Here is a 13,656-nt window from a genome sequence, read left to right on the forward strand (position 1 = left end):
CGGAACCCGCCGGATGACCGTGGCCCAGGCCGTGGTCGAGTACCTTTCCAAGCAGTACACGGTGGATTTTGTCGGCGGGGTGGACTTCCGGGAACGCCTCATTCCGGGCACCTTCGGTATCTTCGGGCACGGCAACGTGGCCGGCGTTGGGCAGGCCCTCAAGCAGTACCAGCAGCTTGACCCGGCGATCATGCCGTACTACCAAGGCCGGAACGAGCAGGCCCAGGCGCACCAGGCGGTAGGGTATGCCCGGCACACCCGGCGGCGCCAGACCTTCGCGATCAGCACCTCGATCGGGCCGGGTTCCTCCAACTTACTCACCGGTGCGGCGCTGGCCACTACCAACCGTTTGCCCGTACTGCTGCTGCCGAGTGACACGTTCGCCACCCGCGCCGCGGACCCGGTCCTGCAGCAGCTTGAGCAGCCCTACGCGTACGACATCACTGTCAATGACGCGTTCAGGCCGCTGTCGAAGTTCTTTGACCGGGTCTCCCGGCCGGAGCAGCTGTTCTCCGCGTTCCACCACGGCCTGCGGGTTCTCACGGACCCGGCCGAGACCGGAGCCGTCACGATTTCACTGCCGCAGGATGTCCAAGCCGAGGCCTTCGACGTGCCCGAGGAGTTCCTGGCCGAGCGGGAGTGGCGGATCCGCCGCCCGGACGCCGACGATGAGGACATCGCACGCGCTGCCGCGGCCATACGTGCCGCGAAACGTCCGCTGATCATCGCCGGCGGCGGCGTGCTGTACGCCTACGCCAACGACGAACTGACTGCCTTCGCCGAGTTGACGGGGATCCCGGTCGGCAACACCCAGGCGGGCGTCGGTGTCCTGCCCTGGGACCACCCGTTCTCCCTCGGCGCGATCGGGTCCACGGGCACGACGGCGGCGAACGCCATCGCGGCGGAGGCGGACCTGATCATCGGGATCGGCACCCGGTACGAGGACTTCACCACCGCGTCGCGGACCGCGTTCCAGAACCCGGACGTAAAGTTCATCAACATCAACGTGGCGGCGATCGATGCGTACAAGCACGGCACCACGCTGCCGATCGTGGCCGATGCCCGCAAGGCCCTGGTGAAGCTCAACCATGCGCTCGGCGGTTACCGTGTCGGCGCGGACCTCGAAGCGAGCATTGCGGAAGAGAAGGCACGTTGGGACGCCACGGTCGATCAGGCGTTCGATACCCGGCACACGCCGCTGCCGGCGCAGAACGAGATCATCGGCGCCACCTCCCGTGCCATGGACGCGCCCGACGTGGTCATCTGCGCCGCGGGATCGCTGCCCGGCGACCTGCACAAGATGTGGCGGGTCCGGGACCCGTTCGGTTACCACGTGGAATACGCGTACTCCTGCATGGGCTACGAGATCCCCGGCGGCCTTGGCGTCAAACGCGCAGCCCTGGCCGAAGCCGCCCGCGGCGGCACCCAGCGGGACGTCGTTGTGATGGTGGGGGACGGCTCCTACCTGATGATGCACACGGAACTGGTCACCGCCGTCGCCGAACGCATCAAGCTGATCGTGGTCCTGATTCAGAACCACGGCTACGCCTCCATCGGCTCGCTCTCCGAGTCCCTCGGCTCCCAGCGGTTCGGCACCCAGTACCGTGCCCTGGACGAGGCCCGGCACAGCTTCGACGAAGGGGAAACCCTCCCCGTGGACCTGGCCCTGAACGCCGAATCCCTCGGTGTGAAAGTGGTCCGGATCGAACCGGGGGAGAAGGTCATCGCCGAACTCGAACAGGCCATCCGGGACGCGAAGGCAGCGCCCGAACGCAGTGGGCCCATCCTGATCCACGTCGAATCCGACCCGCTGCTGGACGCCCCGAGCTCCGAATCGTGGTGGGACGTTCCCGTCTCCCAGGTCTCTGACCTCGACTCCACAAAGCAGGCCTTCCAGACCTACACCGACCACAAGTCCCGCCAGCGCAAGCTGCTGGGCTGACCCCCTCTCTTTATCCCCTCGACTACTCAAGGAAGAGTCCCATGACTGTCACAACCGAGACCACCACCATCAACCATTTCATCAACGGTGCCGAGACCGCCGGTGCGGGCGACCGCACCCAGCCGGTCTACAACCCGGCCACCGGCCAGGTCAGCGCGGAACTTCGCCTGGCTAACCGGGCGGACCTGGACGCGACCGTCGCGGCGGCCCGCAAGGCCGCCGATACCTGGGGTGATGTCTCGCTGGCCAAGCGCACCGCGGTGCTGTTCAAGTTCCGCGAGCTCGTGGCCGCCCACGTGGACGACCTAGCCGCCCTGATCACCGCCGAGCACGGCAAAGTCCTCTCCGATGCGAAGGGCGAGATCGGCCGCGGCCTGGAAGTTATTGAGTTCGCCTGCGGGATCCCGTCCCTGGTCAAGGGTGACTACTCGGACCAGGTCTCTACCGGCATCGACGTCTTCTCCTTCCGCGAACCCCTTGGTGTGGTTGCCGGGATTACCCCGTTCAACTTCCCGGTGATGGTGCCTTTGTGGATGGCGCCGATGGCGATCGCTACCGGCAACGCGTTTATCCTCAAGCCCTCCGAACGGGACCCGTCGGCCTCGATGCTGCTGGCGAAGCTGTGGAAGCAGGCGGGCCTGCCGGACGGCGTGTTCCAGGTCCTGCACGGGGACAAGGAGACCGTTGACGGGCTGCTGACCCACCCGGATGTGGACGGCATCTCCTTCGTCGGGTCAACCCCGATCGCGCAGTACGTCCACGAGACCGCGACCAGGCACGGCAAACGGGTCCAGGCCCTGGGCGGGGCGAAGAACCATGCCATCGTGATGCCCGATGCGGACCTGGACAACGCCGCGGACCACTTGGCAGCTGCCGCGTTCGGCTCCGCCGGGGAACGCTGCATGGCGATCTCCGTCGCCGTCGCCGTCGGGGACGCCGCGGACCTGATCGTCAAAAAAGTCGAAGAGCGTGCCCTGGCCGTGAAGGTCAACAACGGCACCGCACCCGACGCCGAAATGGGCCCGGTCATCACCCCGGCGTCCAAGGAACGCATCGTCAGGATCGTCACCGAAGCCGAAACGGCCGGCGCGGCCATGGTGGTGGACGGCCGCGACCTCGTGGTCCCGGGCCATGAGGACGGCTTCTGGGTGGGCCCTACCGTGATCGACCACGTCAAGACCGGAATGACCGCGTACACCGAGGAAATCTTCGGACCCGTCCTCGTCGTCGTCCGCGTCGACAGCCTTGAAGACGGCATCGCCCTGATCAACGCCAACCCGTACGGGAACGGCACCGCCATCTTCACCTCCTCCGGCGCCCACGCCCGGAAGTTCCAGCGCTCCGTGACCGTAGGCATGATCGGCATCAACGTACCCCTCCCGGTGCCGGTGGCCTACCACTCCTTCGGCGGCTGGAAAGCCTCCCTCTTCGGCGACAAGCACATCTACGGCCCCGAAGGCGTCTCCTTCTACACCCGCGGCAAAGTCATCACCTCCCGCTGGCCCGAACCCACCCACGCCTCGGGTGCCTCCTACAACTTTCCCTCCAACTGACCCCCGCCCCACTTACCACCATCGACTGCTCCGTAACGGCCGTTTTGAGCGTCCAAAAGGGCCCTTGCGGAGCAATCGATGAGAAGGAATGGCAATGACTGAGAACAAGCTGATCATCGGCACCGCCCCTGACTCCTGGGGCGTCTGGTTCGCGGATGACCCCCAGCAGACCCCGTGGGAGCGCTTCCTCGACGAAGTGGCCGAATCCGGCTACAAGTGGATCGAACTGGGCCCCTACGGCTACCTGCCGAATTACCCCACCCGGCTGGCCGAGGAGCTCAAGGCCCGTGACCTGCAAGTCACCGCGGGAACCGTGTTCACCGCGTTCCACCGCGGACTGGACCAGTGGGAGACCGCCTGGGAGCCTGCCCGCAAGGTTGCCGAGCTCACCGCGGCCATGAGCGGCGAGCACATTGTGGTCATCCCTGCCATGTGGCGGGATGACGTCACTGGCGAAGCCGTCGAAAGCGGCCAGCTGACGGAGAAGGCCTGGGACGACCTGTTCGCTGGCCACAACCGCCTGGGCAAGACCCTCCTGGAGGACTTTGGCCTGAAGCAGCAGTTCCACTCCCACGCCGATTCGCACGTCGGAGCGCAGAAGGACATCGAAACACTCCTGGCTGCCACGGACCCCACGTATCTGAACCTGTGCCTGGACACCGGGCACGCCGAATACTGCGGCGCCTCCAGCCTCGAGCTGATCAAGAACTACCCGGACCGCATCGGCTACCTGCACCTGAAGCAGATCAACCCGGAGATCCTGAAGAAGGTCAACGAGGAAAACATGACCTGGGCCGCGGCCAACCTGGCCGGAGTCATGACCGAGCCGCCGAACGGGCTCCCGGACCTGCGCGCCGTGATCGAAGCCGTAGAGGCACTGAACCGCCCCATCTTCGGAATTGTGGAGCAGGATATGTACCCGGTAGCGTTCGACGTTCCCATGCCGATTGCCAAGCGCACCCGCAACTTCCTGCTCTCCTGCGGTTCCCGCACAGCCGTCAACTGACGCCGCCCAGGCACACCAAACATAAGGAATGAACCATGACTGAAACCCTTCGCGTCGCCGTCATCGGCGCCGGCCGCATGGGCGCCGACCACATCCAGCGCCTCAACAGCCGCATTCACGGCGCTGACGTTGCCGCCGTCGTCGACGTTGACCTGGCCCGCGCGCAGGCCGCCATTGAAGGCATCGCCGGCGCCGTTGCCCTGGCCGACGCCGAGGAAGCCCTCAACAACGGCGACGTCAACGCCGTCCTCATCGCCACGCCAGGCTTCCTGCACGAGGACATCCTCTACAAGGCCCTGGCGAAGGACATCCCTATCCTCTGTGAAAAGCCGCTCACCCCGGACGCCGAGAGCGCGTGGAAGATTGTCCAGGCCGAAACCGCGCTTGGCCACAAACGCATCCAGGTAGGCTTCATGCGCCGATTCGACGCGGAATACGCCGCTCTCGGCTCCGTGATCCGCGACGGCGAACTCGGAGAGCTGCTGATGCTCCACCACCAGCATCGCAACCCCACTACCCCGGCCGGCTTCACCAACGAGATGTTGATCAACGACTCGGTAGTCCACGAGTTCGACGCCATCCGCTACTTCACCGGCGAGGAAATCACCAGCGTCCAGGTCCGTCTCGGCAAGGCCACCAAAAACGCACCTTCGGGACAGCATGATCCGCAGCATGTCCTCCTGGAGACCGAATCAGGCGTCCTCGCCGACGTCGAAATCTATGTCAACGCCAAGTTCGGCTACGAAGTGGCCACCCAGGCCTCCTTCGAGGACGGCATCGTCAACATCGGCGGCGACGGCGGACCGTACGTCCGCACCGCAGGCCGCTGGGGCGGCAAGGTCACTCCCGGCTTCGAAGAGCGGTTCGGGGCCGCGTATGACGTCGAAATCCAGTCATGGGTGGACGCCGCCCGCCGCGGCGAAATCGGGGGTCCCACCGCTTGGGACGGGTACGCCACCGCAGCCTGCTGCGAGGCCGGCGTCGAGGCACAGAAGTCCGGCGAAAAGGTCAAGGTCCGGCTCAACACCAAGCCTGACCTGTACAACTAAACGCCCTCAACTGACCCACAACGGAGTGCCCACGTGAAAATTGCCCTTGACCCCACCCCGTACCACCACAGCCACAGCCTGCTGGAATTCCCGCGCGTGGCAGCTGACCTGGGTTACAAATACCTGCAACTGACGCCGCACGCGGACATGATCCCCTTCTACAACCACCCCAAGGCCGACGACGAGCTCGTGGCACAGATGAACAAGGCCTGCAAGGACGCCGGCGTCGAAATCGCCTCGGTACTGCCAGTCCTGCGCTGGTCCGGACCGGACGAGGACGCCCGCGAAGCAGCCGTCCGTTACTGGAAGCGCGCCATCCAGATCACGGTGGACCTGGGCGTCAGCACCATGAACACCGAATTCAGCGGCCGCCCCGAAAAGGCCGAAGAATCCGAACGTGCCTTCTACCGCTCCATGGAGGAGCTGCTCCCGATCATCGAGCGCGAGGGGCTGGATGTCCTGATCGACCCGCACCCGGATGACTTTGTCGAAGACGGACTCGCCGCCATCCGTGTGATCCGCGGCGTCAACTCGCCCAACATCGGCATGGTCTACGTGGCCTCGCATTCCTTCCACATGGGCAACAAGCCCCTGGACATCATGCGGGCAGCCGGAGACAAGCTCCGGCTGGTCCACGTCTCGGACACGATGGACCACCACGCCTCCCACGGCCTGCGCTACATCACCAACCCGCCCGGCAACGCCGTCCGCGTGCACCAGCACCTGAAAATAGGCGACGGCGACGTCAACTGGGATGAGTTCTTCGGCGGACTCAAGGAAATCGGCTTCCTGGACAAGGACAACACCGTGATGGTGTCCAGCGTCTTCGCCGAGGACGAGAGCGCCGACGACGTGTCCCGCTATCAGCTGGAGACGATGCGCGAGTACGTCGAAAAGGCCAACTAGTGGCGGCTGGGATGGAAGAAAGCAAGGGAACCCTGACGAAATCCGCCGATGTCCAGGCCGTTGTCCCTGACGCTGGCGGGGCCACCGGACCGTCCAAACCGGCCAACCCGAAGAAGTTCATGCGGAAGGTGGCGCTTTTCTCCACCTTCGGCGGCTTGCTGTTTGGCTACGACACCGGCGTGATCAACGGCGCCCTGCCGTTTATGCAGCGGGACCTTGGGCTGACGCCCCTGACTGAAGGGCTCGTCACCTCCACGCTCCTGTTCGGTGCAGCCTTCGGTGCCATCAGCGCGGGCCGGCTCTCGGACCGTTTCGGCAGGCGCAGGACCATCATGGGGCTGGCGCTGATCTTCGTGGTGGCCACCATCGCGTGCACCCTTTCGCCAAGCACTGAACTGCTCATAGCTGCCCGGACCCTGCTGGGCCTGGCCGTGGGCGGCGCGTCCGTGATTGTGCCGGTGTACCTCGCCGAAATGTCGCCGGCGGCCCAACGCGGCCGCATCGTCACGCAAAACGAACTGATGATCGTCACAGGCCAGTTCCTGGCCTTCACCTTCAACGCCGTACTGGGCAACCTCTTCCCCGAAGAAACACACGTCTGGCGCTGGATGCTGGTGATCGCCACGCTCCCAGCCGTCATCCTGTGGTTCGGCATGCTGGTCCTGCCGGAGAGCCCGCGCTGGCTGGCGTCGGCGGGCCGCTTCGGGGCCGTCCTTGAGGTGCTCCGCTCCACCCGCGCCGCCGGCGACGTCTCATCGGAGTTCGACGAGGTGCGGCAGGCGGCCCGCGAGGATTACCAGGCAAAGATGGGCACGTTCAAGGACCTCACCGTTCCGTGGATCCGGAGGATCTTCGTTGTGGGCCTGGGCATGGCCATCATCAACCAGATCAGCGGCGTCAACGCCATCATGTACTACGGGACGTCCATCCTGTCCTCGTCCGGTTTTGGCGATCAGGGGGCCCTGATCGCCAACGTCCTGAACGGCGTGACGTCCGTGGTGGCTGTGGTCATCGGCATGTACCTGATGACGCGGGTGCCCCGCAAACCCATGCTGATCGTGGGACTGTGCGGCACGGCGACGTCCCTGACGGCCATCGCGGTCATCTCCATGGCGCTGCCGGAGAGCACCCTGCGCGGATATCTGGTGCTGCTGTTTATGGTGACGTTCCTGGCTTCCATGCAGGGGTGCATCGGCACCGTGACGTGGCTGACCATGTCCGAGATCTTCCCCATGCACGTCCGCGGCATCGCCATGGGCATCTGCGTTTTTGTGCTCTGGATGATCAACTTCCTCATCGGTTTCTCCTTCCCGCAGATGGTTTCGTGGATCGGCGTGTCCGGGACGTTCCTCATTTTCGTGGCCCTGCAGCTGTGCGCCATTGCCTGGGTCAAGCGCGTGGTTCCGGAAACCAAGGACAAATCCCTGGAGGAGCTGGAGCACCTGTTCAAGCAGCGCTTAGGCGTGCTTGCCTAGGGCGCCGAAAAGGGGCAGCAAAAAACGCCCGACGCCGGCCGGCGTCGGGCGTTTCTGTCTCCCGCGGGCGGCGAAGGGTCCTAGAGGGCGATGACGGCGTTCTCCTGCGCACTGCGGCGGGCCGCATCCAGGACCTCCAGCGTCCGGATGCCCTCCGCTGCGGGTACGGGCTCCGGCCCTTCGCCGCGGACTGCCCGGGCAAACTCGGTGTAAAAATCCGCGTAGTTGCCCTGCGCGGAGGGAACGGCTTCGCGGCGATCCCGAAGGGACAAGGTGCCCCAGTTTTCAGCCACATCGACTCCCCACGTGGCAGCATCCTCGGCGGGCCTGCGCCCGGCAAACAAGGCGTCCGCCTGGACGTCAGCACCGGAGGCCACGTAACTGCCCCTGCTGCCGTACGCCCGCAACTCCCGGGTGCTCGAATGGTTCAGTTTGCTGGCGGACACGGTGGAGACGGCACCCGATTTATGCGACAGGGTCAGGAAAAAGCCGCAGTCCGTCCGCTCGCCAAACCGGTCCGTCCAGTCCAGGGTTGCGTGCACGTGGGTGGCCGGTCCCAGCAGCCACAGCATCTGGTCAACCAGGTGGCTGCCGAGGTCCCGAAGCAGTCCACCGCTGGCGCCAAGCTCGAGGCTGCCCGCGTTGTCCTGGTCCATGGTGGAATGGACCCGCCAGAGCTCACCAAGTTCACCGCTTGCAAGGACGTTCGCCAGCGTCAGGATATCGGCGTCGCGGCGACGGTTGTGGTAGACGTTCAGGACAACGCCAGCGTTGTCCGCGGCCACGGCCAGTTCCCGCGCCGCCCCCGCATTTGGGGCGAAGGGCTTGTCCGCCACCACGTGCACGCCGGCCTTGATGGCTTCCAGGACGAGTTCCTGGCGGGTGTGCGGTGGCGTGGTGATGGTCACCGCATCCACGCCGGCTTCCAGGAGCTCAGCGAGGCTCCAAAAGATGGGCAGTCCGGGGAAATCCGCGGCGACCTGGGTTCGTTTCGCGTCGGAACGGGCCACAACGCCCACGAGTTCCACGCCGTCAGCGGCTTCAATGAACGGAGCATGGAAGTACCTGCCGCCAACTCCGTATCCGACAGTGCCAATGCGCATGCTTAAGTTCCTTATCTGTGGGAAAGCCCCGTACGACAGGAAGCAGCAAGGAGGCGTCGCCCCCTTGCTGCTTCCATGGTGGTTGTTCGACTGTCAGGTCGTCAGGTTCATCGCCGCGGAGAGCGCTGCGTCGGCGTCCCGCAGGACCGTGGCTGCCACTTCGAGGCCCTCGATGCGGCCCAGGGAGGTGTCCTCGTGTTCGATGTTGACCAGCATGTCCGGGTCCACCTCGTGCAGCGCGCGCAGGAATTCTGTCCAGAAAGCAGTGTCGTGCCCGCGGCCCAGGGCCACGAAGTCCCAGGCCGAGTTCTTGGGCCACTCGTTCGCCCATTCGTCGCCGCCGAGGTTGGTACGGTTTTCCTCGGGGGAGAGCCTGCGGAAGCTGTTGTCCAGGACCCCGTACAGTGCGGCGTTTTCCGTGTTGACCCGGACGTCCTTCGCGGCGGCCTGGAACACCAGGGGACCGAGTTCACGGACCACGGCCACCGGGTCCATCTGCTGCCAGAACAGGTGGGAGGCATCGAGTTCGACGCCGACGTGGGTGGCACCAGTGAGGTCGATGAGCTTGTAGACATCGGCGGTGTTGAACACAATGTTCTGTGGGTGCAGCTCCAGGGCAACTTTGACGTCATGGTCGGCCGCGAGGCGGTCGGTTTCCTTCCAGAACTTCGCGGCTACGCCCCACTGGTAGTCCAGTACGTCCAGTGCCGCAGAGTTCCAGGCGTTGACCACCCAGTTAACGGTGGTGGCGCCGGGCTCGCCCCCGGGCAGGCCGGACATGGTGACCACGCGGTTCTGGCCGAGCCGGTGTGCCAGGCGGATGGAGCGGCGGATGTCCTCGGCGTGCTTCTCGCCGATCGCGCGGTTGGGGTGCAGCGGGTTGCCGTTGCAGTTCAGCCCGGCGATCGAGACGCCGGTGCCTTCGAAGACCGCGAGGTAGTCGTCCCGGGCGGCGTCGCTTTCCAGGATGTCATCGAAAGTGGGGACGTGGACGGCAGGGAGGAAGCCGCCGGTGTTGATTTCGATTCCGGTGAGGCCAAGGTCCGCAATGACCTTCAGTGCCTCGGGAAGCGGCCGGTCGTGCAGGATCGCGTTGTAGACGCCTAGTTTCATAGCGAGATCTTCTTTCCGTTGTTGAGCGCGGATTCGGCGACTGCGCCGAGCAGCTCCATATTGCGGACACCTTCGTCGAAGGTGGCGCAGCGGGGCAGTGAGTCCGCTTCACTAATGCCGGCAACTTCCTCGAGGAATGCCCGGGCCTGGTAGCCGAAGGCATCGTTCTGGCCGAAGCCGACCTCGGGCGCGTCCATGGCAAGGCCGCCGGCGATGTAGGGATGGCCCGGGCCGAGGATGACCTGGCGGTAGCCGTTCTCATTGCCTGAGCCGTCGTTGAGGAACAGCTGGATCTCGGCAGGTCGGCGCTGGTCGAACTTGGCCGCACCGTTTTCGCAGAACACCTCGAACTGCAGGCTGTTGGCGTGCCCGGCGGCGACGCGGGAGACTTCGAAGCTGCCGGCGCCGTTTTCAAACTCTGCGTTGAACGCTGCGTAGTCGTCGTTCTCGACGGCTTCGAAGGTGTCGCTGACGGCAACGTGGTCGTGGCCCATCACGGCGGCGAGTGGCAGCGGGCGCTTCCCGATGACTGTGCTCAGCTGCCCGCCGGAAACGGATTTGATGTCCCCGCACAGGAACTCGGAGATGTACGTCAGGTGGCTTCCGACGTCGGCGAGGGCACCGGAGCCGGGGCCGCCCTTGTAGCGCCAGCTCATGGGTGCGGCGGGGCTGAAGCCGTAATCGGTCCAGTAGCGGCCGCTGAAGTGCAGCACATTGCCGAGGACGCCGTTGCGGATGAGGTCACGGATGTACGCGATGCCGGGGGTGCGGCGGAAGGTGAAGCCGATCCGGGCGATGCTGCCGGCGTTCCGGGCTGCCTTCGCCATGGCGCGGGCGTCCGCAAGGGAGTCGCTCAGCGGTTTTTCGCAGAGCACGTGCTTGCCGGCGGCGAGCAGGCCTTCCACCACTTCGCGGTGGAGGGAGTTGGCGATGACGACGCTGACGACGTCGATGTCGTCGGCTTCGGCAATTGCCTGCCAGGACGTGTCGTTGCGCTCATACCCAAAGCGGCGGGCGGCCAACGAGCCGAACTCGGCGTTAACGTCGCCAATTGAGACCAGGCGTACAGGCGGAAGCACGGGGCTGTAGAGGGCGGATGCCGTGCGGTACGCGGCAGCGTGGGCCTTGCCGGCCATGCCTGCACCGATGACGGCGACGCCTAGGCTTTCAGCCATTGATTTCTCCTTTGAAACTTCAGCCGCGGCGGGTACCCTCAGCGGCATTTTGGAGCGCTACAATTTGAACGCTGGGTCCGAGCGTAGCCATGTATGTATGTCCTGTCAATCATCCGGCGGATATCCTCTAATCCGGACACGAAAGGCACTTCCAATGAATGCGCACCGCCCCGAGACGCGACGCCCCACGATCTATGACGTAGCCAAGCAGGCTGGTGTTTCGCCGTCCCTGGTTTCCCTGGTGCTGCAGAATCCGGTGCGGGTAAGCGACAAGCGCCGTGAAGCGGTCCAGGCGGCCATTCAGGAGCTTGGTTACCGACCCAGCCGGGCCGCCACGACGCTCGCCAGCAGCCGGACTAAGAGCATCGGCCTGGTCATTGACGACTACCGGAACCTCTGGTTTGTCGACCTGCTCCGGGGGATGGAGTCGGCGCTTACCGACCATGGCTACCATGTGATGCTGGCCGATTCCCGGCCCGGCGAGAACCGTATCAAGGAGGCCGTGGACGGACTGCTTGCCATGCACGTTGACGGGCTGGTGATCGCGGCGGAACCCAGCGCGTCCATGCTGGCCGGCATGGGGGTGCCCACCGTGGTGGCCGGATGGCGCGACGGCGTGCCGTCGGGCGCTGACCTCATCACGAACGACGACGACGGCGGCGGCGCCATGGCCGCGGACCACCTCCTGGGGCTTGGGCACATGCGGATCGGCCACCTCACCGGCTCAGGCGGCGCTGCCGCCCATCGGCTGGCAGGCTTCCGCGACCGGCTGCGGGGGTCCGGCTCCGAACCGCTCATCGTGGGGGAGGCTGGTGGGACGTCCGAGGAGGACGGGTACGCCTCGGCCTCCTGGCTGCTGGACCACCATCCGGGCACCACAGCCATCTTCGCTGCCAACGACACGATGGCACTGGGTGCCTTCGGTGCCGTCAAGGCGCGCGGTCTTGCGGTTCCAGCGGACATTTCCGTGATCGGATACGACAACTCCACCTTGGCGAAGTCGCGCTACCTCGAGCTGACGTCCGTGGACAACCGAAGCGACCTGGTGGGGGTGGATGTTGCCCACGCGCTGCTGGCCCGTATCCGGGACGCGTCGGCTGGCCCGCAGCGCAAACTGATCGAGCCCGCCTTGGTGGTCCGGAGCACCACCGCCCCGCCACGATCCCAGGGGTAACAAGGGTCGCTCTACGTCAAAACATCCTAATGTCAGGACAAACTATTGACATTCGTGAGTTGGATCACCATGATCGAGGTAGACAGTGCTCCGGCGGCTGCAGAGTGGCAGCCCGGGGACTGAGAGATCAAAGGAGATTTAGGTGGCTAATTTTTCTTGGCGCAAGGCTGCTCTGGTGGCGGCAGTAGTACCGATGATGGCTTTGAGCGCGTGCTCGAGCACCGGCGGGAGGGCGCCCGAAGCTGCGAACGGCGGTGGCGGCGGCCAGGTCGCCACAACCGAGCGCATGAAGATTGCGTTGATCGCCCACGCCCCTGCGGGTGACACCTTCTGGGACACGGTTCGAAAGGGAGCCGAGGAGGCGGCCGCGAAGGACAACGTTGAACTGCTCTACACCTCCGATCCTGAGGCCGGCCGGCAGGCGCAGCTGATCGAGCAGGCCATCGACCAGAAGGTGGACGGCATTGCGGTAACCCTGGCCACGCCGGACGCCTTGAAGGAGGCGTTGAAGAAGGCCGCCGATGCAGGCATTCCGATTGTCAGCTTCAACGCTGGCGAAGCAGCCTCTGCGCAGCTGGGAGCGTTCACCCACTTCGGCTCCAACGAGCAGCTCGCGGGCCAGGCGGTGGGTTCACGGCTGGCAGAGGGTGGCTACAAGCACCCGGTGTGCGTCATTCAGGCGCAGGGGCACGTGGGCCTCGAGGCGCGGTGTGCCGGCGTTAAGGCCAAGGTACCGGGCACGGAAATCCTGTACGTAAACGGAGCGGACATGACGTCGGTCGAATCGACGGCCACCGCGAAGCTTCAGGCATCCAAGGACGCTGATGTCATCATCGGCCTGGGTGCGCCCATTACTCTGACGCTCCTAAAGTCAGTGGCCACCGCCGGTAGTTCTGCCAAGGTTGCCAGCTTTGACCTGAACAAGGAACTTGCCCAAAAAGTATCCGACGGCAGTGTGTTGTTCACGGTGGACCAGCAGCCGTGGCTGCAGGGCTACGGTGCAGTGGATGCGCTGTGGCAGAACAAGCGGGGTGGATTCAGGCTCGGCGGCGGACAGTCGGTCCTGACCGGGCCGGCAATCGTCGACCAGTCCAACGCCGCTGATGTACTGAAGTTCGCCGAACAGGGTATCCGCTAACAGCCCGCTGGCCGGGCCGGTG

Annotated in this window: 11 protein-coding genes; 8 read left to right on the top strand and 3 right to left on the bottom strand. The window is 65.1% G+C overall.

Annotation, left to right across the window (positions count from 1 at the left end; genetic code table 11):
• Window positions 1-13 precede the first annotated feature (13 nt).
• The 6 genes from iolD (at window position 14) to CXQ88_RS13625 (ending at window position 7,931) form a co-directional block, all read left to right on the top strand.
• Entirely contained in the window at window positions 14-1,942 is a 1,929-nt protein-coding gene (gene iolD, locus CXQ88_RS13600; protein WP_104044683.1) for a 3D-(3,5/4)-trihydroxycyclohexane-1,2-dione acylhydrolase (decyclizing), read from the top strand.
• Window positions 1,943-1,983: 41 nt separating this feature from the next.
• Window positions 1,984-3,495 (top strand): CoA-acylating methylmalonate-semialdehyde dehydrogenase, encoded by a 1,512-nt coding sequence (locus tag CXQ88_RS13605; protein ID WP_104044684.1) that lies wholly within the window; start codon window positions 1,984-1,986, stop codon window positions 3,493-3,495.
• 94 nt (window positions 3,496-3,589) lie between these two features.
• Window positions 3,590-4,501, top strand: coding sequence for a sugar phosphate isomerase/epimerase family protein (locus CXQ88_RS13610; RefSeq protein ID WP_104044685.1), 912 nt, complete (start codon window positions 3,590-3,592; stop codon window positions 4,499-4,501).
• A gap of 35 nt (window positions 4,502-4,536) precedes the next feature.
• Window positions 4,537-5,550: a Gfo/Idh/MocA family protein gene (locus tag CXQ88_RS13615; RefSeq protein WP_104044686.1), complete on the top strand. Its 1,014-nt coding sequence runs from the start codon at window positions 4,537-4,539 to the stop codon at window positions 5,548-5,550.
• Window positions 5,551-5,583: 33 nt separating this feature from the next.
• Window positions 5,584-6,456: a sugar phosphate isomerase/epimerase family protein gene (locus tag CXQ88_RS13620; protein ID WP_104044687.1), complete on the top strand. Its 873-nt coding sequence runs from the start codon at window positions 5,584-5,586 to the stop codon at window positions 6,454-6,456.
• Between the two features lie 11 nt (window positions 6,457-6,467).
• The gene (locus CXQ88_RS13625; RefSeq protein ID WP_104044739.1) at window positions 6,468-7,931 is read left to right on the top strand and encodes a sugar porter family MFS transporter; all 1,464 of its coding nucleotides are present in this window, start codon (window positions 6,468-6,470) and stop codon (window positions 7,929-7,931) included.
• An 80-nt stretch (window positions 7,932-8,011) separates the two neighbouring features.
• On the opposite strand, the gene CXQ88_RS13630 is transcribed toward CXQ88_RS13625, so the two are convergent.
• From CXQ88_RS13630 to CXQ88_RS13640, 3 genes are all read right to left on the bottom strand, one after another.
• Window positions 8,012-9,034 carry a Gfo/Idh/MocA family oxidoreductase gene (locus CXQ88_RS13630; protein WP_104044688.1) on the bottom strand — a complete coding sequence of 341 codons (1,023 nt, stop codon included), beginning with the start codon at window positions 9,032-9,034 and terminating at the stop codon, window positions 8,012-8,014.
• A gap of 93 nt (window positions 9,035-9,127) precedes the next feature.
• Window positions 9,128-10,147 carry a sugar phosphate isomerase/epimerase family protein gene (locus CXQ88_RS13635; RefSeq protein ID WP_104044689.1) on the bottom strand — a complete coding sequence of 340 codons (1,020 nt, stop codon included), beginning with the start codon at window positions 10,145-10,147 and terminating at the stop codon, window positions 9,128-9,130.
• Window positions 10,144-11,322: a Gfo/Idh/MocA family protein gene (locus CXQ88_RS13640; protein WP_104044690.1), complete on the bottom strand. Its 1,179-nt coding sequence runs from the start codon at window positions 11,320-11,322 to the stop codon at window positions 10,144-10,146. The genes CXQ88_RS13635 and CXQ88_RS13640 overlap by 4 nt, the downstream gene beginning before the upstream one ends.
• A gap of 154 nt (window positions 11,323-11,476) precedes the next feature.
• On the opposite strand from CXQ88_RS13640, the gene CXQ88_RS13645 reads away from it, so the two are divergent.
• Together CXQ88_RS13645 and CXQ88_RS13650 are read left to right on the top strand one after the other, a co-directional pair.
• Window positions 11,477-12,496, top strand: a complete 1,020-nt coding sequence (locus CXQ88_RS13645) for a LacI family DNA-binding transcriptional regulator (RefSeq protein WP_104044691.1) — start codon at window positions 11,477-11,479, stop codon at window positions 12,494-12,496.
• A 142-nt stretch (window positions 12,497-12,638) separates the two neighbouring features.
• Complete coding sequence (locus CXQ88_RS13650; RefSeq protein ID WP_104044692.1) at window positions 12,639-13,634, top strand: substrate-binding domain-containing protein; 996 nt, start codon at window positions 12,639-12,641, stop codon at window positions 13,632-13,634.
• Window positions 13,635-13,656 lie beyond the last annotated feature (22 nt).

The organism is Arthrobacter sp. ZGTC412 (genome assembly GCF_002929215.1).
Classification (GTDB): Bacteria; Actinomycetota; Actinomycetes; order Actinomycetales; family Micrococcaceae; genus Arthrobacter.